Annotated in this window: 18 protein-coding genes and 1 pseudogene; 8 read left to right on the forward strand and 11 right to left on the reverse strand. The window is 72.5% G+C overall.

All coding sequences use genetic code 11. The features are described 5' to 3' along the window. Window positions 1-152 precede the first annotated feature (152 nt). On the reverse strand, window positions 153-1,337 hold the full coding sequence (locus tag AC07C1_RS33475) for a LacI family DNA-binding transcriptional regulator (protein WP_478945219.1): 1,185 nt from the start codon (window positions 1,335-1,337) through the stop codon (window positions 153-155). A 92-nt stretch (window positions 1,338-1,429) separates the two neighbouring features. Further along, entirely contained in the window at window positions 1,430-2,449 is a 1,020-nt protein-coding gene (ligD, locus tag AC07C1_RS33480; RefSeq protein ID WP_478945221.1) for a non-homologous end-joining DNA ligase, read from the reverse strand. Between the two features lie 73 nt (window positions 2,450-2,522). On the opposite strand from ligD, the gene AC07C1_RS33485 reads away from it, so the two are divergent. Continuing rightward, entirely contained in the window at window positions 2,523-3,617 is a 1,095-nt protein-coding gene (locus tag AC07C1_RS33485) for an ATP-dependent DNA ligase (protein WP_478945223.1), read from the forward strand. A 12-nt stretch (window positions 3,618-3,629) separates the two neighbouring features. Here AC07C1_RS33485 and AC07C1_RS33490 read toward each other — a convergent pair whose 3' ends face one another. After that, complete coding sequence (locus AC07C1_RS33490) at window positions 3,630-4,820, reverse strand: zinc-dependent alcohol dehydrogenase (protein ID WP_478945224.1); 1,191 nt, start codon at window positions 4,818-4,820, stop codon at window positions 3,630-3,632. A 214-nt stretch (window positions 4,821-5,034) separates the two neighbouring features. Here AC07C1_RS33490 and AC07C1_RS33495 point away from each other — a divergent pair, with 214 nt between their 5' ends. Then, complete coding sequence (locus AC07C1_RS33495) at window positions 5,035-6,051, forward strand: DUF3048 domain-containing protein (protein WP_478945226.1); 1,017 nt, start codon at window positions 5,035-5,037, stop codon at window positions 6,049-6,051. A gap of 82 nt (window positions 6,052-6,133) precedes the next feature. Beyond that, a pseudogene (locus tag AC07C1_RS33500) lies at window positions 6,134-6,391 on the forward strand (carboxymuconolactone decarboxylase family protein); the annotation flags it as partial. Window positions 6,392-6,426: 35 nt separating this feature from the next. On the opposite strand, the gene AC07C1_RS33505 reads toward AC07C1_RS33500, so the two are convergent. Continuing rightward, on the reverse strand, window positions 6,427-9,105 hold the full coding sequence (locus AC07C1_RS33505; protein WP_478945228.1) for an ATP-binding protein: 2,679 nt from the start codon (window positions 9,103-9,105) through the stop codon (window positions 6,427-6,429). Between the two features lie 172 nt (window positions 9,106-9,277). Between AC07C1_RS33505 and AC07C1_RS33510 the strand changes: the two genes are divergently transcribed. The 3 genes from AC07C1_RS33510 to AC07C1_RS33520 all read left to right on the forward strand — a co-directional run bounded on the left by AC07C1_RS33510 (window position 9,278) and on the right by AC07C1_RS33520 (window position 12,952). Next, window positions 9,278-10,567: an MFS transporter gene (locus AC07C1_RS33510; protein ID WP_478945230.1), complete on the forward strand. Its 1,290-nt coding sequence runs from the start codon at window positions 9,278-9,280 to the stop codon at window positions 10,565-10,567. A gap of 3 nt (window positions 10,568-10,570) precedes the next feature. Continuing rightward, on the forward strand, window positions 10,571-11,728 hold the full coding sequence (locus AC07C1_RS33515) for an anhydro-N-acetylmuramic acid kinase (protein ID WP_478945232.1): 1,158 nt from the start codon (window positions 10,571-10,573) through the stop codon (window positions 11,726-11,728). 144 nt (window positions 11,729-11,872) lie between these two features. Beyond that, window positions 11,873-12,952 (forward strand): DUF2510 domain-containing protein, encoded by a 1,080-nt coding sequence (locus AC07C1_RS33520; protein ID WP_478945233.1) that lies wholly within the window; start codon window positions 11,873-11,875, stop codon window positions 12,950-12,952. Window positions 12,953-13,123: 171 nt separating this feature from the next. Here the strand turns inward: AC07C1_RS33520 and AC07C1_RS33525 are convergent, their stop codons facing one another. Then, a complete protein-coding gene (locus AC07C1_RS33525) occupies window positions 13,124-13,738 on the reverse strand; it encodes a TetR/AcrR family transcriptional regulator (protein ID WP_478945235.1) in 615 nt (204 codons plus the stop codon). A 268-nt stretch (window positions 13,739-14,006) separates the two neighbouring features. Between AC07C1_RS33525 and AC07C1_RS33530 the strand changes: the two genes are divergently transcribed. Continuing rightward, window positions 14,007-14,807 (forward strand): phosphatase PAP2 family protein, encoded by an 801-nt coding sequence (locus AC07C1_RS33530; RefSeq protein ID WP_478945237.1) that lies wholly within the window; start codon window positions 14,007-14,009, stop codon window positions 14,805-14,807. Further along, window positions 14,804-15,829: a hypothetical protein gene (locus tag AC07C1_RS33535; RefSeq protein ID WP_478945239.1), complete on the forward strand. Its 1,026-nt coding sequence runs from the start codon at window positions 14,804-14,806 to the stop codon at window positions 15,827-15,829. Before AC07C1_RS33530 ends, AC07C1_RS33535 begins: the two co-directional genes overlap by 4 nt. A 78-nt stretch (window positions 15,830-15,907) precedes the next feature. Here the strand turns inward: AC07C1_RS33535 and AC07C1_RS33540 are convergent, their stop codons facing one another. From AC07C1_RS33540 to AC07C1_RS33565, 6 genes are all read right to left on the reverse strand, one after another. Beyond that, complete coding sequence (locus AC07C1_RS33540) at window positions 15,908-16,744, reverse strand: LURP-one-related family protein (protein ID WP_478945241.1); 837 nt, start codon at window positions 16,742-16,744, stop codon at window positions 15,908-15,910. A gap of 66 nt (window positions 16,745-16,810) precedes the next feature. After that, window positions 16,811-18,859, reverse strand: a complete 2,049-nt coding sequence (locus tag AC07C1_RS33545; RefSeq protein WP_478945243.1) for a phosphocholine-specific phospholipase C — start codon at window positions 18,857-18,859, stop codon at window positions 16,811-16,813. 451 nt (window positions 18,860-19,310) lie between these two features. Continuing rightward, the gene (locus AC07C1_RS33550; RefSeq protein WP_478945245.1) at window positions 19,311-21,488 is read right to left on the reverse strand and encodes a discoidin domain-containing protein; all 2,178 of its coding nucleotides are present in this window, start codon (window positions 21,486-21,488) and stop codon (window positions 19,311-19,313) included. A 50-nt stretch (window positions 21,489-21,538) separates the two neighbouring features. Beyond that, entirely contained in the window at window positions 21,539-23,158 is a 1,620-nt protein-coding gene (locus tag AC07C1_RS33555; protein WP_478945247.1) for a glycoside hydrolase family 13 protein, read from the reverse strand. A 36-nt stretch (window positions 23,159-23,194) separates the two neighbouring features. Continuing rightward, a complete protein-coding gene (locus tag AC07C1_RS33560; RefSeq protein ID WP_478945249.1) occupies window positions 23,195-24,073 on the reverse strand; it encodes a carbohydrate ABC transporter permease in 879 nt (292 codons plus the stop codon). Continuing rightward, window positions 24,070-25,023 carry a carbohydrate ABC transporter permease gene (locus tag AC07C1_RS33565; protein WP_478945251.1) on the reverse strand — a complete coding sequence of 318 codons (954 nt, stop codon included), beginning with the start codon at window positions 25,021-25,023 and terminating at the stop codon, window positions 24,070-24,072. Before AC07C1_RS33565 ends, AC07C1_RS33560 begins: the two co-directional genes overlap by 4 nt.

A 25,023-nucleotide genomic window follows, 5' to 3' on the forward strand; every position in this document is an offset into this window, starting at 1 on the left:
GGGCGAACTCCTGGCCGGCCCCACCCCGCGCGGGGCGGACTCCGGCTGGACCCCCCTGGACCGCTCCGGGCTGGTACCACCCGTGCTGGGCTGACCGGGGCCGCGCCGGGCCTGCCGCCCGTCCCGGCGAGTCGTCGTCGGCCCCCTCGGGGCTATGCGGACGCGCGGCGTACCAGCGTCGTCGGCAGGATCACTCCGGCGTCCGATGCCGCGCGCACGTCCCATGCCGCCGACACGTCCGATGCGTCCGGCGCGTTCGGCGCGTTCGATGCGTTCGGCGCGTTCGATGCGTTCGGCGCGTCCGTTGCGTTCGGCGCGAGCGCCCCCGTCCCGTCCCGGCCGTGTCCGCCGGGCAGGCCCCGCAGCAGCAGGCGGGCCATCAGCCGGCCCATCCCCTCGATGTCCTGACGGACCGTCGTCAGCGGCGGGTCGGTCTGCTCGGCGACGGGCACCATGTCGTCGAAGCCGATCACGGCCACGTCCTCGGGTACGCGCCGGCCGCGCTCACGCAGCACGCGCAGGGCACCGAGCGCGGTCAGGTCGTTGGCGGCGAACACGGCGTCCAGGTCCGGGCAGCGGTCGAGCAGTGCGCGCATGGCGCGCTCGCCGCCGGCCGGGGTGAAGTCGCTCTCCACGACCAGCCGGGGGTCGCTCCCGCCCGGGACGGCGTCCATGACGTCCCGGTAACCGTCGAGCCGGTCCACCGCCGAGGTCTGGTCCAGGGCGCCGGTGATGTGCGCGACGCGTCTGCGGCCGAGGTCCACGAGATGCCGTACGGCCGCGCGGGCCCCGCCCCGGTTGTCGCAGTCGACGTACACCACCTCCGCGTTCCTGCCCGGGGAGCCGGCGGTGCCCTCGCCCCAGCCGGGCCGTCCACCGAACACGGTGGGCACACCGGCGTCCTGGATGAGCCCGGGCAGCGGGTCGTCCAGGTGCAGGGAGAAGACGAGCGCGCCGTCGACGTGGCCTCCGGCGAGATACCGGGCCACGCGCGCGTGGTCGTCCCGGCCCTCGGTGAGCAGCAGCACCAACTGGTTGTCGTGGGCGGTCAGCTCCTTGCTGATGCCCCGCAGTTGGAGGGCGAAGAAAGGGTCGGCGAAGACCCGGGTCTCCGGTTCGGCGATGACGACCGCGACGGCGTCGTGCCGCTTGGTGACGAGGCTGCGCGCCGCCTGGTTGGGGACGTATCCCAGCTCCGCCACGGCCTGCCGGACCCGCTCGGCCAAGGGCTCCCGTACCCCGTCCCCGCCGTTGACCACCCGTGACGCGGTGGCCCGGGACACACCGGCCCGCGCGGCCACGGCCTCCAGCGTGGGACGCGACACTGCCTCGGTCACTTCGGAACTCCTCATCGGCGGCTGCCGGTCAGAATATCCGGGCGCCCATCGCCCCCAGCGGCACAACCGCGGCCCACGGCCCCGGAAAACGGCTAGGACGTCGCCTCGCGCCGCGCACGGCTCGGCTGGACCCTCTTCGGTTCGCCCGGCATCTTCGGGTACTCCGGCGGGTACGGCAGGTCGCCCAGGCCGTGGTCGTGTTCGTCACGGCGGGCCAGCTCCAGCAGCGCGTCCAGGGAGTAGGCGTGCTCGTCCATGTCGGCGTGGACGTCGCCGAGTTCGGCGAAGCGGGCCGGCATGGTGGCGAGGTCGAAGTCGGCCGGGTGGGCCACGCCGACCTCGTCCCAGCGCAGGGGCGCCGAGACGGGGGCGTGGGGGCGGGGCCGTACGGAGTAGGCGGAGGCGATGGTGCGGTCGCGAGCCGTCTGGTTGTAGTCGAGGAAGATACGGCGCCCGCGTTCCTCCTTCCACCACTTGATGGTCACGTGCTCGGGCATCCGGCGTTCCATCTCCCGGCCGACCGCGATCGCGGCGCGCCGCACCTGGGTGAAGGTCCAGTGCGGTTCGATGGGGACGAAGACGTGCAGGCCACGGCCGCCGGAGGTCTTGGGCCAGCCGCGCAGCCCGCCGAACTCGTCGAGAACGGCGCGCAGCTCGTGGGCGGCGCGGACGGCGTCGTCGTAGTCGGTGCCGGGCTGCGGGTCGAGGTCGATGCGGAGTTCGTCGGGGTGGTCGACGTCGGTGGCGCGCACCGGCCAGGGATGGAAGGTGAGGGTGCCGTACTGGGCGGCCCACACCACGGCGGCCTCCTCGGTGGGGCACATCTCGTCGGCGCTGCGCCCGCTGGGGAAGGTGATGTGGGCGGTCGGGATCCAGTCGGGCATGCCCTTGGGGGCCCGCTTCTGGTAGAACCACTCGCCGCCGACGCCGTCCGGGTAGCGCTCGAGGGTGGTGGGGCGGTTGCGCAGGGCGCGCAGGATGCCGGGGGCGACGGCGGCGTAGTACCGGGCCAGGTCCAGCTTGGTGAAGCCCCGCTCGGGGAAGAAGACCTTGTCCGGGCTGGACAGCCGTACTGTCCGGCCGGCCACCTCCAGTTCCACCGCATCACCCATGCGGCCACGGTAGGCGCACCCCGCACGGCTCGCACACCGGGCGGCGGCGGACGTGTGCGAGCAGAATCGGACCATGGACCTGCCGGTGATGCCGCCCGTGAAGCCCATGCTCGCCAAGTCGGTGGCGAGGATCCCGCCGGGCATGCACTACGAGGCGAAGTGGGACGGGTTCCGTTCGATCGTGTTCCGGGACGGGGCCGAGGTCGAGCTGGGCAGCCGTACCGGCAAGCCACTGACCAGGTATTTTCCCGAGCTGGTCGGGGCGTTGCGGGAGCGGGTGCCCGAGCGGTGCGTGCTCGACGGGGAGATCGTGATCGCGCAAAACGGCCGGCTGGACTTCGACGCGCTGACCGAGCGCATCCACCCGGCGGACTCCCGGGTGCGGATGCTGGCCGAGAAGACGCCGGCGTCGTTCGTCGCCTTCGACCTGCTGGCGCTGGACGACCATTCCCTGGTCGATGTTCCGCTGGCCGACCGCCGGTCCCTGCTGGAGCGGGCCCTCGCCCGGGCGACCCCGCCGGTGCATGTGGCGCCAGCGACGACCGACATCGAGGTGGCGCGGCAGTGGTTCGAGCAATTCGAGGGCGCCGGGCTCGACGGGGTCGTCGCCAAGCCGCTCGCCTTGCGCTATCTGCAGGACGAGCGGGCCATGTTCAAGATCAAGCACGAGCGGACGGCGGACGTCGTCGTGGCCGGGTACCGCTTCCACAAGAGTGGCCCGGTGGTCGGGTCGCTGCTGCTCGGGCTGTACGACGACCACGGCAGGCTCCAGCACGTGGGCGTGTCGGCCGCCTTCTCGATGCAGCGCCGGGCCGAGCTGATCGAGGAGCTGGAGCCGCTGCGGATGGACGACGTGGCCGGGCACCCGTGGGCCGCCTGGTCGGACGAGGCGGCCCACGAGACGGCCCGGCTGCCGGGGGCGCCGAGCCGCTGGTCGGGCAAGAAGGACCTCTCCTGGGTGCCGCTCAGGCCCGAGCGGGTCGCCGAGGTGGCCTACGACCACATGGAGAACGGCCAGCGTTTCCGGCACACGGCCCGCTTCCGCCGCTGGCGCCCGGACCGCACACCGGACAGCTGCACCTACGCGCAGCTCGAGGAGCCGGTGCGCTACGACCTGGCGGAGATCCTGGGCGAGAAGAGTCTCGGCGAAGAGGGCTTCCCCGGCTGACCGTGTGAACCTTCACGGCCGCATGAGCACCTTCACGGCCCCGTCCTGCTTGCGCTGGAACATCTCGTAGGCGTGCGGTGCGTCGGCGAGCGGCAGCCGGTGCGTGGCGAAGTCCTCCACACCGAGCGGGTCCTCGTCCGTGAGGTAGGCCAGGACCTGGTCGGTCCAGCGGCGGACGTTGGCCTGCCCCATGCGCAGCTGGATCTGCTTGTCGAACAGGGTGAGCATCGGCATCGGGTCGGCCATGCCTCCGTACACACCGCTCAGCGAGATCGTGCCGCCGCGCCGGACCAGGTCGATGGCCATGTACAGGGCGCCGAGCCGGTCGACGCTGAAGCGTTCCGCGAAGGGCGCGCTGAGCTTTCGCGGCATGAGCGCGGTGGCCTGCTGGGCGAGCCTGGCGGCGGCGCTGCCGTGTGCCTCGGTGCCGACGGCGTCGATCACGGCGTCCGGGCCCCGGCCTCCGGTCTCGTCGCGGATCGCGTGGACCAGCGCCTTCTCGTCGTCGAAGGCCCTGAGGTCGTACGTCTCCACACCCCGCCGGTTCGCCCGGGCGAGCCGCTCGGGCACCAGGTCCACGCCGAACACCCGCTCGGCGCCGCGTGCCTTGGCGATCCGGCAGGCCATGTCGCCGATCGGGCCGAGACCGAGGACGGCGACGGTGCCGCCGGGCGGGACGGCGGCGTACTCGACGGCCTGCCAGGCGGTGGGCAGCACGTCGGAGAGGTAGACGAAACGGTCGTCCGGCGGCCCCTCGGGCACCTTGATGGGGCCGAACTGCGCCTGCGGAACCCGCAGGTACTCGGCCTGACCGCCGGGGACGGCGCCGTACAGGCGGGTGTAGCCGAACAGGGCGGCGCCCATGCCCTCGCCGGTGACCTGGGTGGTCTCGCACTGGGTGGGCAGCCCGGTGTCGCACATGAAACAGTGCCCGCAGGCGATCTGGAACGGCACCACGACCCGGTCGCCGGGCCGCAGGTTCGTCACCTCGGAGCCGACCTCCTCGACGATGCCCATGGGTTCGTGGCCGAGGATGTCGCCCGGGGTCATGAACGGTGTGAGCACCTCGTACAGGTGCAGGTCGGAGCCGCACAGTCCGGTGGACGTGATGCGGATGACGGCGTCCGTGGGCTCCTCGATCTGCGGATCGGGCACGTCTTCCACGCGGACGTCCCGCTTGCCGTGCCAGGTGACTGCCTTCATGGGGTCGCGCTCCCTTGCCTCGCCTGCGCGCCGGTTCGCCCTGGCGCACCCGGTGCGCAGTGTCTGCGTCCTGTGTGCGATGGCGGCCGGGTACCCGTGCGTCTCGGCGCGAACCCCCTGTCCGGACCGTCCAGGCAGGTCCGGACGCCGCCCGCGTCGTGTCGGGGCCCGGGCGCGCGGTCATCGGCGGTCAGATGTGGTCAGCAACGACCCGATGAGCGCACAATCGGACAACACGGACGGGGTGGCAACGGTGGGCATGGGACACAGAGCGCGCACACGACGCGCCGCACTGACGGCGGCTCTACTGACGGCCACGCTGACGGCGTCCCTCACGGCGGGCTGCACCGGCCACGGCCGGGACGACAGCCGCGCCCCGCACCACACCCCGCCCCCGAGCCCCTCGCTCGCGGCGGCCGGCTCACCGCTCGCCGTGAAGATCGACAACGTCCCCGCGGCCCGCCCGCAGACCGGCCTCGACGCGGCCGACGTGGTGTACGCCGAGCAGGTGGAGGGCGGCCTGAGCCGGCTGATGGCGGTGTACGCGACCAGGCTCCCCAAGACCGTCGGACCGGTGCGCAGCGCCCGCGAGTCCGACCTGGAGCTGCTGCGCCAGTTCGACCGGCCGACCCTCGCCTTCTCCGGCGCCCAGCGCAAGCTGCTGCCGCTGATCGACAACGCGCCTGTGCGCGCGGAATCACCGGACCAGGCACCGGACGCCTACTACCGGGGAACCGGCGCGGCCGCACCGCACAACCTCTATCTGCACCCCGCCAGACTGCTGTCCGCCGCCCCCGGCGAGACCGCGCTGACGACCGGCTTCCGCTACGGCCCGGCCCCGTCCGGCGGCAGGCCCGCGACGTCACGCACCGTGCGCTACCCGGCCGCCCGCTTCACCTTCACCTGGTCCCGCGAGCGGAACGGCTGGCTCGTGGCGATGGACGGCACTGCCGCGGTGACGACGGACGGCGCGCGGATGGCGCCCGCGACGGTCGTCGTGCAGCGCGTGAAGCTCCGCACCTCCCGGTATCACGACAGACTCGGCAACCGCACCCCGTACACCGAGACGGTCGGCTCCGGGAAGGCGGAGGTGCTGCGCGACGGACGGTCCTTCCCCGTCACCTGGTCGCGGCCGGCCGCGACGGGCGGTACGACGTTCACGGCGGCGGACGGCAGCCGGATGGCCTTCGCCGCCGGTCAGGTGTGGGTGGTGTTCGCACCGGCGCCGTAGAGGCGCGGCCGGCTTCCCGCGCCGGCGACTCGGCCGGGGCCGGCGACTCGGCTCCGGGCCACCGGTCAGCTCCGGGCCACCCGCCTGGGGGGAGATCTGGGCCGACCCGACGCTGTCCCGGCGCGAGCGCAGCCTGGTCACCCTGACCGTACTGGTCGCTCACGGCCACTACGACGAACTGGCCAGCCACGTACGGGCGGCCCGGCGCAACGGGCTGGCACCGGAGGAGGTCGGCGCGGTACTGCTGCAGACCGTCGTGTACTACGGGGTGCCCGCCGCCAACTCGGCCTTCGCGGTGGCCCAGCGGGTGCCGGCCGAGGAGGAGCCGCCCGAGGGCTGAGGGTGACCCCCGCGGTCGCCCCACGGCCGGCCGGCCTACCGCGCCCGCCCCGTCCGCAGCGCCTCCCTCGCCCGCGCCACCAGCCCGTCCGCTTCGCACGCCCGGGCGAGAGCCAGGCCCCGTTTGAGTTCCGCGACCGAGCCGGCGGCGATGCCGTACTCGACCCGGGCCGCCGCGTGTTCGTACTGGCAGGGTGAGGCCTCCAGATAGGTGACGGCCTGACCGGCGAGCCGGACCGCGCGTTGCCCGGTCTCCAGGGCGGCGGCACAGCGCAGGGCCTCGCCGATGGCGGTGTCCGTGCCGAAGCGCTCGGCCTGCCTGCGGGCGTCGGCGGCGATTCGGGCGGCGCGGACCGGGTCCTGGTCGGCGAGGGCCTTGGCGAGGTCGATGGACCAGGGTGCGAGGACGGGGTTGTGACCGCCGCGGGAGACGGCGGTCTTCTCGGCCGCCTCGAGTTCGTTGATGCCCTCTTCGACGCGGCCGACGGCGAGCAGCAGCCGGCCGCGTACGGAGCGGATGTCGGGCAGCACGATCGTGGAGGGGTAGGGCGGGGCGAAGCCGTACTGTTCGGCGATCGACCAGGCCTCATCGACGCGGCCGCGGGCCAGCAGGGTGTCGACGAGTCCGCAGGTGGAGGACCAGTACAGCGGCAGTCCGCGGCCGACGCGCTCGGCGAGGGCCAGTGCCTCGCGCAGGGTGGTCTCGGCGTCCTTCAACCGGCCCTGTCTGCGGTAGGCGAGGCCCAGGAAGGCGTTGGCCAGCGAGAGATGGCCGCCGCGCCAGCCGGAGCCGGTGTAGACGCGGCGGGCCTCGGCGAAGAGGCTTTCGGCGCGGTCGAGCCGGTCGGTGTAGGCGTATGCGCTGCCCAGCATCATCAGCAGCTCCATGCCCCACTCTGGGTCGGTCCAGCCGAGGCCGGGCGCGAGGCGGCCGTTGACGAGCGCCCGGTCGCACAGTTCGAGCACCTCGGTGGCGCTCTCGCCGTGGGTCATCGCGTCGAAGCCGCGCAGGATCAGCAGGGCGCGTTCGGCGTTGTCGCGGCCGGCGCAGGTGCCGGCGAGTTCGGCGAGGCTCTGGGAGCGGGCCGGGGAGACGGTTTCGCCGTGGATGCCCTCCCACATGTACTGGAAGGCCTGCAGCCGCATCCGGACCGGGCCGGCGTCGTGCCGGGCGGCCTCGGCCTCGACCGTGCGGACGGCCTCCTCCAGCTGGTCGTTGTGGAGCAGCGCCTGGGAGAGACGGACGACGGCGCCGACGCGGTCGTCACCGCCGAGGCCGGGCATGCCGAGCGCGCTCTGCAGGTGGTCGATGGTGACGGCGGGCGCGGTCAGCAGGGTGGCGCAGCCGAGTTCGTAGAGGACGTGTGCGTGGACGTCGGGGCGGGGCGGCTCTTCGAGGGCGCGTTCCAGGCAGCGGCGGGCGGCGTCGGGTGCGCCGACGGCGAGGTGCTCGCGGGCGGCCTCGCGCAGCTGTTCGACGAGTTCCTCGTCGTCGTCCGGGTGGACCTTGAGCAGGTGCCGGGCGGCCTCGGCGGCGCCGCGGCCCAGCTCGGTGATGATCTGGGCGGCGACGCCGTGCATGGCGGTGCACACGCCGGGCGGGATGGAGTTGTAGACGGCGGTGGCGATCAGCGGGTGGACGAACTCCAGCTCACGGTCCGCGAAGTCGGTGCCGGTCGCGGGGTCCGGTTCGGTGAGGATGCGGGCGTTGCAGAGGAGTTCGGCGCAGTGGCGGGCGATGTCGTCGTTCATGGTGGCGAGGCGGGCGACCATGTCGACGGTGATGTGGGTGCCGAGGATGGCGGCGGCCCAGGCGAACTGGGTGGCCTCCAGGCCGAGGCCCTTGAGCCGTTCGACCAGTCCGCCGCCGCGCGCGGCGCGGTTGAGGGCGCGGAGTTCCCCGGCCTGGGCCTCGACCGGGTGGAGGTCGCTGTCGTGCACCTTGGCGAGGAGTTCGACGGTGTCGTAGGGGTTGCCGGCGGTGACGGCCCAGACCTCACGGCAGAAGGCGTCGTCGGCGTGCCGGCCGACGGCGGCGCGGGTGAGCCCGGCGGTGGCGTCGGGGGTGAGCGCGCTGAGGGTGCTGACCGGGCGGCCGGCGGCGGCCACCGCCTCGAGGTGGCGGGCGCTGTCCCCGCTGACCTCGCCGGGCCGGCGGGCGACCACGACGAGGACGGACAGGTCCTCCAGGCGTTCGGCGAAAGCGGCGAGCCAGCGCAGGGTCTCCTGGTCGGCCCGGTGCGCGTCGTCGACCAGCAGCACGAGCGGCCATTCGCGGCGGGCGAGCCGGCGCACGGCCGCGACGAGTCCGTCACAGACGTACTGCGGGTCGGGGCTGCCTTCCTGGGGGTCGGCTATGCCGAGGGCGGGGCCCGCGATGTCGTACCAGTCGCCGAGGTACTCGCGGGCCTCCTCGGGCAGTAAGGACAGCAGCGCGGGCTGGAGCAGCTGCCGCACCACGTTGAACGGTACGGATCTCAGGGTCTCGGCGCCGCGGGCGGACCAGACCGTGCAGCCGCGGCGTTCGGCGATGCGGCGTGTCTCGGCCAGCAGCGCCGTCTTGCCGAGCCCGGCCTCGCCGCGGAAGACGAGCAGGCTGCCCGCGGACGACTGGTCGGCGCACAGGACGTCGAGTGCCTGTGCGACGGTGGCGATCTCCGCGTCCCGCTCCCACAGGGCAGCCGAGGCGGCAGCCTGCGGCCGTCCCTCCGTCATCCCGTTACCTCCCCAGGTCGCCCGAATGACGTACAGACCACGAGCCTAGCCGTCCGGTGGGATGTGTGGTGGCCGGTCGGGGCACCCGTTGCCCCGCCGGGTGAAGGTGGGTGCGGGCAGGCGACGCGCACCCGGTCCGACCAGCGGGTCAGCAGCGGACGGAGCGTCAACAGTGGCTGAGACGAAGCCGGTCTCCGGCAGCCGCGCGGTACCGCGCGGGCCGACGGTGCGGGCGGTGGCGGCGGGGTCGGTGGGGAACCTCGTCGAGTGGTACGAGTTCGGTGTCTACGGTTTTCTGGCCACGGTGCTGGCGGAGCGGTTCTTCGCCCCGGCGGGCGGTGGCGCGGCCGGGGCGCTGGTGCGGACGTACGCCTCGTTCGCCCTGGCGTTCTTCTTCCGGCCGCTCGGCGCGGTGCTGTTCGGCAGGCTGGGTGACCGGTGGGGGCGGCGGCCGGTGCTGATCGGGGTGGTCGCGCTGATGTCGGGCGCGACCGCGCTGATCGGTGTGCTGCCCACGTACGACACCGCGGGTGCCCTCGCGCCGTGGCTGCTGACCTTGCTGCGGGTGGTGCAGGGGCTGGCGGCGGGCGGTGAGTTCGGCGGTGCGGTGGCGTTGCTGACGGAGTTCGCGCCGCCGGGCCGGCGCGGGTCGTACGGGGCGTGGCAGTCGTTCACGGTGGCGCTGGGGCTGCTCGGCGGGGCGGGGGTGACGGCGGTGACGGCGACGGCGCTCACCGACGCCCAGCTGTCCGCGTGGGGCTGGCGGTTGCCGTTCCTGCTGGCGCTGCCGCTGGGGCTGGTGGCGCTGTGGCTGCGGGCGGGGCTGGCGGAGACGCCGGCGTTCCTGGAGCGCGGTGCGGGGCCGCGGGAGGCTGCCGGGCGGCTCGGGTGGGGGGTGCTCGTGCTCGCGGCGGCGCGGGTGGTGGGCTGGGCGGCGGCCGGGTACACCTTCCTGGTGGTGCTGCCGTCGTATCTGCAGGTCACCTTGCACGCGGATGTCCGGCACGCGCTGCTCGCCGCGGTGCCGGCCAACGCGGGGTTCGCGGCGGTGATCCTTCCGGCGGGGCTGCTCAGCGACCGGGTCGGGCGGCGGCCGGTGCTGCTCACGGGGGCCGTGCTGGTGACGGTGACATCGTTGCCGCTGCTCAACCTGCTGCAGGATCCCGCCACGTCGAGCGCGGCGAAGGGCGGGGCCCTGTGCGCGGCGGGTGCGATCGTGGGGCTGATGGCGGGGCCGGGGCCCGCGCTGCTCGCCGAGATGTTCCCGACCCGGGTGCGCTGGACGGGACTCGGGCTCGCCTACGCCCTGTCGAACGCGCTGTTCTCCGGCTGCGCGGGCCTGATCATCACGGAGGCGGTACGGCGCACCGGGAACCCCGACGTGCCCGCCTACTACGCGGCGGCGGCCTGCGCGGTGAGCGCCGTGGCTCTCCTGAAAAGGTCTCACGGAGAAGGGAGTTGACCCGTGCTGGTGATCGGGCTGATGTCGGGGACGTCGTACGACGCGGTCGACGCCGCGGCGGCCGAACTGCGCCTCGACTGCGACACGTTGACGCTGCGGCCACTGGGGATGGTGAGCACCCCGTACGACGGCGGGCTGCGCGCGGCCCTCGCGGCGGCGCTGCCGCCGGCCGCCGTGCCCCTCGCGGAGGTGTGCCGGCTCGACACCGGCATCGGGCGGGCGTTCGCGGCGGCGGCCGTCCGGGCGGACCGTGAACTGTGCGCGGGACGAGCGGAGTTGGTGGCCTCTCACGGGCAGACGGTGTTCCACTGGGTGGCGGACGGCCGGGTGCACGGCACGCTGCAGCTCGGACAGCCGGCCTGGATCGCGGAGGCGACCGGGCTGCCGGTGGTCGCCGACTTCCGGGCCCGGGACGTGGCGGCGGGCGGGCAGGGCGCGCCGCTGGTGAGCCTGGTCGACCTGCTGTGGCTGCGGGGCAGGCCGGGCAGGCCGGTGGCCCTGAACATCGGCGGCATCGCCAATCTGACCGCGCCCGACGGGACGGCCTTCGACACCGGGCCGGGCTGTGCGCTGCTGGACGCGGCGGTCCGGGAGTTCAGCGGCGGGCGCCTGGTGTACGACGCGGACGGCGCGCTGGCCGCGCGCGGCAGGGCGGAGCGGCGGCTGCTGGAGCGGCTGCTCGCGGAGCCGTACTACGCGCTGCCGGCGCCGAAGACGACCGGCAAGGAGCTGTTCCACACCGGCTACCTGCGGGCGGCCGGACTGCTCGACGGTGCCCGCCCCGAGGACGTGCTGGCGACGCTCACCGTGCTGACGGCCCGGACGGTCGCGGACGCGGTGCGGTCCGTCGGCGCGACCGAGGTGATCGCGTCCGGCGGGGGCATGCGCAACCCGGTGCTGGCCGGGACGCTCCGGCGGCTGCTCGCCGGGATCCCGGTGCGTGCCTCGGACGAGCTGGGGCTGCCCGCGACCGCGAAGGAGGCGTACGCCTTCGCGGTCCTCGGCTTCCTGACCGCCCACGGTCTGCCGGGCACCGATCCGCGCGGCACGGGCGCCCGGCATGCCGTCGTACTGGGGTCGCTGACCCCGGGCAGGGACGGGTTCCGGTTGCCTCCGGCCGCGGCGCGCGGGCCCGAGCGGCTGGTGGTGGAGGCGGCGTAGCACCGTGGCAGGGGCGCCTAGGGCACCGTGGAGCGGTGCCGGCGGACGAGTGACGGAGAAAACCCGCGGCGAAATGTTCCGGTCCGCGGGATTGGCGACGGATCCTCTCATCCCGCTTTCACCGTCGCCTCATACGGTGGGGACATGACGCAGGTGACTCCTCCCGGGTGGTACCCCGACCCCGGGCAGACGAATGACGGTCCGCCCACCGAGCGCTGGTGGGACGGCAAGGCCTGGACGGACCAGACCCGCCCCGCCGGGACGGCCGCCGCATGGGGTCCCCCGACGCAGCTGCCGGCGCCCGGCGGCCCGCAACCGGGCTATCCGGCGCAGCCCGCCGGCCCGGCTCCCTCGGCTCCCGCCGGCTACGGCTCCTATCCGGGGTATCCGGCCTGTCCCGACCAGCCCGTGGCCGGGCAGCCACGGCGCCGGCTGCACACCGGGATAGCCGTCGCGGTGGCGGTCGCGGTCCTGGCGAGCATCGGAGTCGGCGTGTGGGCCCTCGCCAAGGACGGCGGCGGCAGCGGCAACCGCGCCGGATCGCAGCAGGGGCGGGAGGGCGGGCCCGGCGGCTCGGGTGGCTCCGGTGGGCCGGGCGGGTCCGGTGGGCCGGGCGAGTCCGGTGGCCCGGGTGGCTCGGGCGGCCCGGGCGGCGCCTCGCCCTCGCCGAAGCGGTCCCAGGCGCCCAAGGTCGAGGGCGGCGGCACGGTGCCGGACCCGGTCAACGGCATCAGCCTGCCGGTGCCCGAGGGCTGGACCGGTCAGACGATCAGCGTCGGCGCGCAGGTGACCTCCGACAACTCCTACAAGTGCCCGGGCAACAGCACCCAGACATGCACCGCGGGCGGCGCCTACACGGCCCCGGCGGTAACACTGGGGATCAACGGCGACACGGCCGAGAAGGTCGCCAAGGCGGACATCGCGGCCAACGCCAAGCAGTCGTACGGCGGGACCACCTACGGCAGCATCACCTCGCACGAGGTGCTGGCGTCCAAGGCGGTGACGGTGGCCGGGCAGAAGGGGTACCTGGTGCGCTGGAAGGCGGTCACCAGCAAGGGCGCCGACGGCTATGTGGAGTCGGTCGCCTTCCCCTCCCCCAACGACGCCCAGCAGATCGTGGTGGTCCGCTTCGGCGTGGACGTCGGCCAGAAGGTGTCCGTCGTCGACGAGATCCTCAAGGGGATCAAGGTCTCGTCCGGCGGCGGGAACGGCCAGGACGTCTGACGGTTTCCTCCCGGAGACGTCCGACGGCCTCCGTGGCACGAGATCGGCCGGGTGGGGCGTCCCTCCGCTCAAGGGGAGCCCCACCCGGCCGGGGGGTGCGCGCCGCCCCCGTCCCCACGGTGCGGCGCGAGCAGGTCACCGTTCAGTCATCCCGTGAACGGCGGCCTGGTCCTAGGTCAGTCCGAGCGCGGGCAGCACAGCGGCCTCCACGAACCGGACGAGGTAGTCGGCGTCGGCGTACTGGCCGCTGAGCACGGGCCGGACGCGCAGGACGCCGAACATCATGGCGGGGATGTACTCCAGCGCGGGGTGGCCCGCTCGGACCTCGCGCCTGGCCACACCGCGGTCGAGAATCTCCCGCAGCGCGGCGATCTCCGGGTACACCAGCGCCTCGCGCAGCGCCTCGGCCAGCTCCCGGTCCGCGGTCACCGCGTGCCCCAGCGCCTGCAGCAGCTTGGTGTCCTTGTCGGACCAGTCGCCCGCGGCCCGTGCCGCCTGGCGCAGGTCCTCGGCGAGCGATCCGGTGTCGATGCCGGCGAAGCGCACCCGGCGGTTGGCGCGCAGCGCGGCCGCGACGAACTGCGGCTTGGTCTTCCACTGCCGGTAGAGCGTGGACTTGCTGCACCGGGTGCTGGCGGCGACGCCCTCCATGGTCACGGACTCGTAGCCGCACTCGCGGATCTGTTCCAGCACGGCGTCGAAGAACTCCCGCTCACGCTCGGGCGTGAGCTTGGAGCGGCGCGAGGCGGCGACCGTCTCCGGTCCGTCCGCGGCCTGCGACGTCATGCGGTACTTCCCCTCGCTCGGGTGCGGCCGGTCTTCGCTGTGCGGCGCGCTGGAGCAGGGCTCGAGCCAGGCCCCAGGCCGTGTCTCCAGTGTGGCGCACATCAATCGATACGTCAGTGTACCGGTACCCGAGCGTATCGGTACACTGGCGTATCGGTACGCTGTCGTATCGATGAGTTCCGGGTACGGCCCCGGGCTCGTCCGCATCACACACGCACCACCGTCAGCACCGTCAGCACCGTCAGCACCGTCAGCGAAGGGGCCGGGGATGACTGCCCGAACCGAGCCTGCAGAGGCAGAAGCGGAGCCGGACGCAACCGCGCGCCCGGCTCTGATACGTGAGTTTCTGCTGGTCGCGGGGCTCTTCCTCGTCTACAAGCTCGGCCGGCAGCTGGCCACCGGCCACACCGGCGACGCCTTCCGCAACGCCCACCACGTGTGGCACCTCGAACGAGCGGTGCACCTCCCCGACGAGATCTCCGTGCAGTCCGCATTGCTGCACGGCGACACCCTGGTCCACCTGGCGAACACCTACTACGCGACCGTCCACTTCCCGGCCACGCTGGCCTTCCTGGTCTGGATGTACCTCCGGCGGCCCGCGCACTACGTGTGGGCCCGCCGGGTGCTGGCGGCGGTCACCACGGCCGCCCTGGTGCTGCCGTTCACCTTCCCGCTGGCTCCGCCCCGGATGCTGACCGGGACGGGCCTCGTCGACACGGCCCGGGTCTACGGCCCGTCCGTGTACGGTCCGCCGTCCAGCGACCACCTGTCCAACCAGTTCGCGGCGATGCCGTCGCTGCACTTCGGCTGGGCACTGATGGTGGCGGTCGGCCTGATCGCGGCCACCCGGTCCCAGTGGCGCTGGCTGTGGCTGGCGCACCCGCTGATCACCCTGCTGGTGATCGTGGGTACGGCGAACCACTACTGGCTCGACTCGATCGTCGCGACGGCCATGCTCGGCCTCGCCCTCGCGGTCGTTCCTCCGCCCCGGCGGACGGCCACCACGGCGGGGCGCGGCACGGAGCGGCTCGCCCCCGGCACCCCCGCCCTGGCGGGAGCGGGCCGATGAGCGCCGCCGCCCTGGCCGCGCTGAGCCTGTCGCTGGTCTCGGCCGTCGCCTACGCGCTGGCCGCCGTCGCCCAGGAACGCCTCGCCGCCCGCGAAACCGGCGCCGGCCTGCTGCGGCTGCTGGGCACCGGTGCCTGGTGGTCGGCGGTCGGCCTGAACGCGGCCGCGGCCCTGCTGCACGTCGTCGCCCTCAAGTACGGTCCGCTGACCCTCGTCCAGCCGCTGGGCGCGCTCACCCTGGTCGCGGCCGTGCCGCTCGGGGCGCGGGCGGCCGGGCGGCGGGTCAGCGCGGTGGAGTGGCGCGGTACGGCGCTGACGCTGCTCGGGCTCGCGGCACTGCTGGTCACCGCCTCCGGTCCGGCGCCCACGCGGGTGCTGTCGGTGACCGAGGCGCTGGCGGTCTCCGGTACGACCGCCGCCGCGATCGGTGTGCTGTCCCGCCCCGGCGCCCGGCCGGGCCTGCGGCATGCGACGGCCGCCGGGTTCGCCTCCGGTGTCGCCTCGGCGCTGACCCAGACGGTGACCGTGGCGGCCACGGACCGCTCCGGCCCGGCGCTCGGCGCCGAGGTGATCGTGGTCGCGGCGCTCGTCGCCGCGTTCGCCGTGGGCGGGCTGCTGTTGTCGCAGACGGCCTATCGCGACGGCCTGGGCGGACCACTGGCCGTGGTCACCCTGGCGAACCCGGTGGCCGCCGCGGTGATCGGTCTCACCCTGCTGGGGCAGGGACTGCAGGGCGGCGCAGCCGGCCTGCTGCTCGCCCTGGCCGGGGCGGGTCTGGCCGCCTCGGGCGTGATCCTGCTGACCCGCGCGGCCCCCGGGCCCGGTGCCACCGGGCAGCCCGAGGAGCACGCCGAGCACATCGAGCAGCACGGACACGGCGGGCAGCACGGACACGGCGAGCACCACGGGCACGACGAGCACCCGGTCGCGGCGGTGCTCGCGTTGGAGCCGGGGACGGCGGCGGCGGAACCGGCGCTGGTGCCACGGCAGCCGGAGCAGCCGGGGCAGCTCACCGCCCGGTGATCGCATACGGCGGCGGCCGGTGCGCGGAGGTCTCCACCCGCACCGGCCGCCGTGGCCATGCCGCTCGGCCCGGCCCGCTCAGCCCCAGCCGCGCGCGTCCTGCTTGAGTGCGGTGTCGACGGTCAGGGCCGTCGCCACCACGAGGCTCAGGAGCGGCTCGGGCAGCTGGTAGTGGATCTGCAGGACGTAGTTGTCCGCGGTCGTGAACAGGGTCTTGGCGAGACCCTCCCAGGTCTTGGTGATCCGGGCGACCTCGTTGTCCGCGTGGTCGACGATCGCGAAGTTCCAGGCCCGCCAGTTCTCCGCCTTGATCGCGCCGACCTGCTGGCCGTTCGCGTTCATCGCGAAGTTGATCTTCCCGATCATGTTCTTCTGGACGATCTCACCGACCGGCGAACCGTCCGGACGGGTCACGATCACCCGGGACTTGAAGATCTTCGCGGGCCGGGTCAGCAGCAGCTGCGGCTGGCCGTAGGCGTCGCGGATCTCCAGCTTGTGCGTGAGGAACTGGTCCCAGCTGGAGACGAAGCGCAGGATCTTCTTCAGCACGCCCTGCCCGACCTGGATGACCGAGCCGATCTCCCGGCCGCTCTGATCCATGACCTTGTACTCGTTGGTCAGCTCGATCAGCTTGGCCTTCTGGTTCACGACCAGGACGGGCTCGGTGAAGAGGGTGCCGCCACCGGGGCCGCCGGCCGCGACGCCGGCCTGCTGCTGCACCTGGCGCTGCACCTTGGCGTCGGGACCCTGCTGCTGCTGCGGCATGTGCGCGGGCTGCTGAGGGACCTGCCCGGCAGGCTGCTGCGCCGGGTTGGTGTGGTCTGTCCACTGCGTGCCGTCCCAGTAACGGAGCGTCTGAGTCGCCCCGTGCGGATCCGGGTACCAGCCTGCAGGCGTGTTCGATTGCGTGGTCACCGGGGCACACTACCCTGATGTGACCCGTACCTGACCAGCCCGCACGGAGCGGTGTTCATCGCCCGTTCACCCCGTGACGATCGCCGGGTCGCTGACGCCGGGCAGCCCGTTCTCGACGTGACCGGCGAAGCCGCGCAGGAACGCCGGGTCGGCCGCGGAGGTGACGGTCAGGTCGTACCAGCGCTTGCTCGCCGTGAGGTCGACGGTCTGCTTCACGGTGGCGCCGGACCGTACACTCACCACGACGGGGCTGCCGCCGTAGCCGCTCGTCACCTTCAAGCTCACCGTGCCGGAACCCCTGTTGGTGAAGGTCAGCTCCAGGCGGTCGCCGGCGTGCCGGGCGGTGACCTCGGGCCCCGCGGCCTTGTTGCGGCCCTTGAAGACGCGCAGGAAGCCGTTCGGGCCGTGCACGGCGAGGTCGTAGGAGCCACCGGAGTAGGCCGAGTTCCAGGTGTCGGAGAGGGCCTTCCCGGCCTCGGTGGTGTAGCTCCAGGGGCCGTCGGTGCGGTTGTTCGAGGTGACGAGGAAGGCAGCGCCCGCCTGCGCCCCCGAGGCGAAGGTGAGCGTGAACTTCCCGGCCGCGGTGTCCACCGAACCGTCCACCGCCGGGGCGTACTTCAGCGGGCGGGTGGGCCGGCTGCCGCGCTCCTGCCTGGGCAGGGAGGGGTTGGCCGGAGGGGTGGGCACGTAGTCGGGGTGGCGGACCCGGTCCGGCGGCCGATAGCCGGTCGTCGACGGCAGCGCCGCCGGCGCGCTGTCCTTGCGGGAGAAGTCGAACGCGCTGGTCAGATCGCCGCAGATGGCTCGCCGCCAGGGCGAGACATTCGGCTCGTGCACACCGAAGCGGCGCTCGATGAACCGGATGATCGAGGTGTGGTCGAGGGTCTCGGAGCAGACGTAACCGCCCTTGCTCCAGGGGGAGACGACCAGCATCGGCACCCGCTGGCCGAGCCCGTAGGGGCCGGCGGTGTGGCTGCCGTCGCCCTTGAACAGGTCCAGCGACGGGTCCACCGTCGACTTGCCCTGGGCGGCGGAGCCCGGCGGGAAGGGCGGGATGACGTGGTCGAAGAAACCGTCGTTCTCGTCGTAGGTGATGAACAGCGCGGTCCGGCCCCACACCTCGGGGTCGGAGGTCAGCGCGTCCAGGACCTGCGAGACGTACCAGGCGCCGTAGTTGGCGGGCCAGTTGGGGTGCTCGGTGAAGGCCTCGGGCGCGACGATCCAGGAAACCTGCGGCAGTTTCCCGGACGTCACGTCGGCCTTCAGCTGGTCGAAGAAGCCCTCGCCCTTCTTCGCGTCGGTGCCGGTGCGGGCCTTGTCGTACAGCGGGTCGCCGGGCTTGGCATTGCGGTACTGGTTGAAGTAGAGCAGGGAGTTGTCGCCGTAGTTGCCGCGGTAGGCGTCGTTGATCCAGCCCCAGGAGCCGTTCGCGTCGAGGCCGTCGCCGACGTCCTGGTAGATCTTCCAGGAGACCCCGGCCTGCTCCAGGCGCTCGGGGTACGTCGTCCAGCCGTAGCCCGCCTCCTCGTTGCCGAGGACCGGGCCGCCTCCCTTGCCGTCGTTTCCGGTGAAGCCCGTCCACATGTAGTAGCGGTTGGGGTCGGTGGAGCCTATGAGGGAGCAGTGGTAGGCGTCACAGATGGTGAAGGCGTCGGCGAGCGCGTAGTGGAACGGGATGTCGTTGCGGGTCAGGTACGCCATCGTCGTCGAGGACTTGGCGGGCACCCACTTGTCGTACTTGCCGCCGTTGAAGGCGGTGTGCCCGTCGTTCCAGCCGTGCGGCAGGTCCTGGATGAAGGCCAGGCCCAGGTCGTCGGCGTCCGGGTGGAAGGGCAGGATGTCCTTGGTGCCGTCGGACTGCTTCCAGACGGACTTGCCGTTCTGCGTGACGGGACGCGGGTCGCCGAAGCCCCGGACTCCGCTGAGCGAGCCGAAGTAATGGTCGAAGGAACGGTTCTCCTGCATCAGGACGACGATGTGCTCGACGTCGTCCACCGAACCCGTGCGGTGGCGGGCCGGCAGGGCGGCCGCGCGCTGAATGCTGCTGGACAGCGCCGTGAACGCCGAAGTGGCGCCCGCGAGTTGAAGGAATCGCCGCCGATTGACTTCTGGCATGAGTGAGGATCCTCTCATCCTGACGTACGCGACGCCGCCAGATGACGGAATCTGCGCGGAGCGAGTGTTCCAAGAGCAGCAAACGTCAGGGAAGGGTCTGGTGGCGCCTGTGTGAAACTCGGCGGTACGGGCGGGATCGGTGCGAGACGGCGACGGGGTGACAGACCCGTACCCCGATGCCCCGTGCGCATGGCCGACGTTTGCGGTTTTCGCTGACTTTCGGCTGACGACACGTCACAACCACTGATCCAGGGAGGAACGGGCAGCCTCGTGTTGTCCCGGGGCAGGGGCATGGGGGCCGGGGGCATGGGTTCTCGGTCCGGCGCAGGGCGCCCCGGTCACCGGCGCTCGGTCCTCGTCGAGGAGGAGCCCCGGCGGGCGGCACGATGGTGCCGCGGGTGGCGCGGTGCCGGGGCGCCCGGCTGCTCATGGATCGGTGAGGCGGACCGGGTCAGGACGTCAGATAGGCCTCCACCTCACTGAGCTGCCCGGCCGGCCAGCCCGTGTTGGCGCTGACGCTCAGGCGGAGGTAGCGCAGGTTGGTGCCGCCGGGCAGGGAGACGGTGGCCGTGTTGCCGGTGGCGGGGTCGAAGCGGTAGCCCTGGGAGCCGAGGACGGTGGCGTAGTTCGAGCCGTCGGTGCTGCCGAGCACGGTGAGGGTCTGGGTGCGGGCGCCCCAGGCCGAGGACGGGGGCAGCTTCAGCACCAGGCGGCGTACGGCGTAGGAGGAGCCGAGGTCGGCCGTCCAGGACTGCGGGAAGGCGTTGTTGGCCGACTCCCAGTAGGAGTTGGCGTCACCGTCGACCGCCTTGCCGGGGGTGTAGACGTCCTGGGATCCGGTCGCGGTGGCCGGGCGGCCCTTGGCGAGGTTCCGGCCGGGGTCGGGGTCGGGGTTGCCCTGGCCGGGCTGGGGCCAGGCGGAGCAGTCCGTCCAGGTGCTGGACCAGCCGGAGTTGCCGCCGCCGTCGGTGAGGGTGAAGGAGCCGGAGTTCGCCGGGTAGGGGCAGTTGTAGACGCCTGCCGCCCCGACCTGCGTGGCGGTGACGTTCTTGAAGGTGGCCGCGCCCTGTGCCTCGGCCTGGACCACGACCGTGCCGGTGTTCTTCACCGTCGCGCCGGTGACGTTGACGTTGCGGACGGGATACCCCTGGCCGCCGCCGGAGACGAACTCGAAGGCACTGTACGGGCTGTCGGTGATCGTCGTGTTGGTGATGTTCACGGTCGCGTTGATCGCGCTGTCGTAGGAGTCGACGCGCAACGCGCCCATCGGGTGGTTCCAGTTGGGGTTGGTGGCGCCGGTGCGTACGAGCGTGTTGCCGTCGACCGTGATGGTGCCGGACAGGGGGCTGAAGGGGTCGAGGAACTTCTGGTTGGAGATCGCGATACCGCTGCCGAGGGCGTTGGTGTCGGAGATCAGGTTGTTCCGCACGGCGATGTCCGTGCCGCCGTAGACGGCGATGCCGTTGGCGAGGTTGGGCTGGGAGATCGTGTTGTTCTCGAAGCTGGAGTCGGTGTCCGGGGAGTACAGCGACCACATGGCGAGGGAGTCGTCGCCCTGGTTGCGCAGGAAGTTGTTGCGGACGCGGACCCCCTTGGCCGAGCCGTTGAGGTTGAGGCCGTCGGCCGTGGTGTCGAGGATGCGGCTGTTCTCCACCACCAGGTTGTCGTTGTTGCCCGTCAGCCACAGGCCGACCTTCAGGTGCTGGATCCACATACCGGACACCGACGAGTTCGGGCCGAGGGAACCGTTGACGAAGTTGTCCGGGCTGGAGTCGACGCGCTCGGTGACCTCGCCCATGACCGCGAAGTCCTTGATGTGGACGTTCCCGGAGGAGCTGGACTGGTCGATGAAGCGGGACGTGTGTACGACCGAGTACCAGCTGCCGGCGCCCTGGAGGGTCACGTTCTGCACGCCGCCCAGGGAGGACGTGATGCGGTAGTCACCGGGCGGGATCCAGACCGTTCCGCCCTGGGCGGCGGCGATGGCGTCCCGGAAGGCCTGGGTGGAGTCGCCGTTGCCGCCGGGGTCGGCACCCTTGGAGACGACGGACACCGAGCCGGCGGGCTGGGTGGCGGCCGCGGCGACCTGTTCGAAGTCGGCGACGTCGACGGTCACCTGGGCGCCGGTCGACTCGACGGCGATTCTGTCGCCGGCCTGGACGTTCTGCCCCAGCAGCAGCCGGGCGTTGTCGAAGAAGTGGTGCGTCTTGGCGCCGGCGATCCAGCCGGTGTCGACGTACGAGTACTTGGAGGTCACCGGGAGGGTCCTGGTGAGCCTGGTGCCGTTGACGTACACGTTCAGCGTCCCGGACTGGCCGTCCGGGACGTTGTAGGCGAGGTTCACGGCATTGGCCGCACGCGGCACGGTGAACTCCACGCGCTGCCCGGACGTCAGCCGCACGGCCTGCCGGCCGGAGGCCTCCGAGGCGAGCGTGCCCTGGGTGTGGTCGGGGCCGATCTTCGTGCCGTTCGTCGCCGCCGACTCGGCCTCCACGGAGGTGAAGGGGAGCGTGGCACCCGGGGCCGCGTGCGCGGCGGGGGCGACGGTGACGAGCATGCCGGCGGCGAGGGCGACGACCGCCCCGATGGCCGGCATGCGCCTGACATGTCTGGCGGTGCTGCTGGGCATGTGCTGATCCCTTCGTGGTGGGGGTGCGGGGACAGCTGTGCGCGGCCGGCTCAGGCGCGCAGCCAGGCCGCCGTGTCCTGCGGCAGCCGGCCCGCGTCGTCCAGCGGGCCGCTGCTCAGCAGGAGTCGGGAGGGCGCGGGGAGGTCGGCGGGCGTGGCCGCGAGGTTGACCACGCACAGTGCTCCCTGGGCGCGGGAGAAGGCGAGCACGCCTTCGGGGGCGGGCAGCCAGGTCAGGGGGCCGTCGCCGAACACCGGGCGGGTGGCGATGGCCTCGCGGTAGAGGGAGAGCATGGAGTGCGGATCGTCCTGCTGGCGGTCGACCGCATACGACGGCCAGTCGACCGGCTGCGGCAGCCACGGCTCCGCGCGCGAACCGAAGCCTGCGTACGGCATACCGGCAGCCCACGGCAGCGGCACCCGGCAGCCGTCGCGGCCGGGGTCGACCCCCTGCGATCTGAAGTACATGGGGTCCTGTACGCGGTCGACCGGGATCTCGGCCTCCGGCAACCCCAGCTCCTCCCCCTGGTAGACGTACACCGAGCCGGGCAGCGCCAGCGACAGCAAGGCGGCGGCGCGGGCCCTGCGGGTGCCGAGCGCCAGGTCCGTCGGGGTGCCGAAGGCCTTGGTGGCGAAGTCGAAGGCGGTGTCCTCGCGGCCGTACCGGGTGACCGTGCGGGTGACGTCGTGGTTGCACAGCACCCAGGTGGCCGGGGCCCCGACGGGGGCGTGCTCGGCGAGGGTGGTGTCGATCGAGGCACGCAGCCGCTCGGCGTCCCAGGGGCAGGAGAGGAAGGAGAAGTTGAAGGCGGTGTGGAGTTCGTCGGGGCGCAGGTAGCGGGCGAAACGCTCGGCATCGGGGAGCCAGACCTCGCCGACGAACACGCCGTCGTAGGCATCGGCGACGGTGCGCCAGGAGCGGTAGATGTCGTGGAGTTCGTCGCGGTCGACGAACGGGTGCGGCTGCGGGCGCGAGGCGAGGTCGGGCAGGTCCGGGTCCTTGGCGAGCAGGGCCGCCGAGTCGATGCGGACGCCGGCGACGCCCCGCTCGAACCAGAACCGCAGGACGTCCTCGTGCTCCTGGCGGACCGCCGGGTGCGCCCAGTTGAGGTCCGGCTGCTCGGGGGTGAACAGGTGCAGGTACCAGTCCCCGTCGGGCAGCCGTGTCCATACCGGTTCGGTGGAGCCGGCGAACTGCGACGGCCAGTCGCTGGGCGGGAGTTCACCGTCGGCGCCGCGCCCCGGCCGGAAGTGGAACAGCTCGCGCTCCGGGCTGCCGGGTCCGGCGGCGAGCGCGGCCCGGAACCAGGGGTGCCGGTCGGAGACGTGGTTGGGCACGATGTCGACGATGGTCCGGATGCCCATCTCGCCCGCCTCGGCGACGAGCTTCTCCGCCTCGGCCAGGGTGCCGAAGGCCGGGTCGATGGCCCGGTAGTCGGCGACGTCGTACCCGCCGTCCTTCAGGGGTGACAGGTACCAGGGGGTGAACCACAGGGCGTCGACGCCGAGTCGGGCGAGGTACGGCAGCCGTGCGCGGACGCCCGCGAGGTCGCCGGTGCCGTCGCCGTCGCCGTCCGCGAAGCTGCGGACGTACACCTGGTAGATGACGGCCGAGCGCCACCAGTCGGAGTCGCGGGCATCGGAGTAGCGGGCAGGGGTGGGCTGTCCCACGGTGCGTGCCTTTCTGTCTCGGGGTTCCAGGGCGGTTCAGCCCTTGGTGCTGCCCGCGCTGATCCCGGCGATGATGTGCCGCTCGAAGAGGAGGAACAGCGCCACCATCGGGATGCTGGCGATCACCATCGCGGCGACGAGCACGGTGAGCTGGATGTTCTGTGACAGCTGGACCAGAGCCACACTGATCGGCTGTTCACCGGTGTCGGAGAAGACCATCAGCGGCCACAGGAAGTCCTGCCAGACGGCGACCAGCGCGAAGATGGACACCACGCCGAGGACCGGCCGGGACATGGGCAGGACGACCGACCACAGGATGCGCAGCTTGCCGGCGCCGTCGATCTCGGCGGCCTCCAGCACATCGCGCGGCAGCTGGTCGAAGAACCGCTTGAGCAGATACAGGTTGAAGGCGTTGGCGACGGCCGGCAGCCAGATGGCGAGCGGGTCGTTGAGCAGGCTGGTGTGGAGGAACGGCAGGTCGGCGACGGTGAGGTACTTGGGCACGACGAGCGCCTGCGCCGGGACCATGAGGGTGGCGAGGATGCCGCCGAGGACCACCTTCCCGAAGGCCGGTCGCAGCTTGGACAGGGCGTAGGCGGCGGCCGTGCAGAACACCAGCTGGAAGGCCCAGGCGCCGGCCGCCTGGACGAGCGTGTTCGCCAGGTGCTGCGGGAGCTGCATCAGGTCCCAGGCGTCGGTGTAGCCGCTGAGCCGCCAGTGCTCCGGCAGCAGGGCCGGCGGGGTCCGGGCCACTTCGTCGGGCGACTTCAGCGCTCCGGTCACCATCCAGTAGACCGGGAAGAGGAAGGCCAGCGCGAAGAGGATCACGACGGCGGTGAACACCGCCCAGTAGGCGGCCTTCCCGCGCGGGCGGGCGAGGGTGGCCGGTGAGATGAGGGTGCGGGTGCCGCTCAAGCGTCCCCCTCGGATCGGGTGAGCCGCAGATAGAGCGCGGAGAAGGTGCCGAGCAGGAGCAGCAGCATCACGCTGAGGGCGCAGGCGCCGCCGAAGTCGTTGTAGAGGAAGGCGTATTTGTAGATCAGGTACAGGACGGTGACCGTGGCGTTCTCCGGGCCGCCGCCGGTGATGACGAAGGGTTCGGTGAACACCTGCATGGTGGCGATGATCTGAAGAAGCATCAGCATCAGGATCACGAACCGGGTCTGCGGGATCGTGACGTGCCGGACGCGCTGGAGCAGGTTCGCGCCGTCCAGTTCGGCGGCCTCGTACAGCTCGCCCGGGATGGACTGCAGGGCGGCCAGGTAGATCAGGACGGTGCCGCCCATGTTGGCCCACGTCGCCACGATGACGAGGGAGACGAGCGCGGTGTCGGTGCCGTTGGACCAGTTGGAGGTCGGCAGGTGCAGGAAGCGGAGCGTCTCGTTGGCGAGGCCGGCTCCGGGGTCGTAGAACCACTTCCACAGCAGGGCGCTGACCACCGGCGGGATCATCACGGGCAGGTAGACCACGACCCGGAAGAAGGCCTTGGCGTGCCGCAACTCGTTGAGGACGAGGGCGAGTACGAAGGGGACGGCGAAGCCGATGAGCAGGGCGAGCAGGGTGAAGGTGAGGGTGTTGCGCCAGGCGGCGGTGAATTCGGGGTCGTGCAGGACGCGGGTGAAGTTGGCGGTGCCGACCCACTCGGGCGGCGAGCCCGGCGTGTATTTCTGGAAGGCGATCACGACCGCGCGGATCGCCGGGTACCAGGAGAACAGGGCGAAGCAGATGAGGCCGCCGAGGAGGAAGGCGTAGGCGCGGGCCTGGTCGATGAGGCGGCGCCGCCTCCGGTCCCCTGCCGGGGGCGGCGCCGGGACCGGGTGGGCGGCTGCCGGTGCCGGGGGCCGCCGTTCGGCCGTCTTCGTCAT

It is taken from the genome of Streptomyces sp. NPDC045022 (assembly GCF_056432605.1).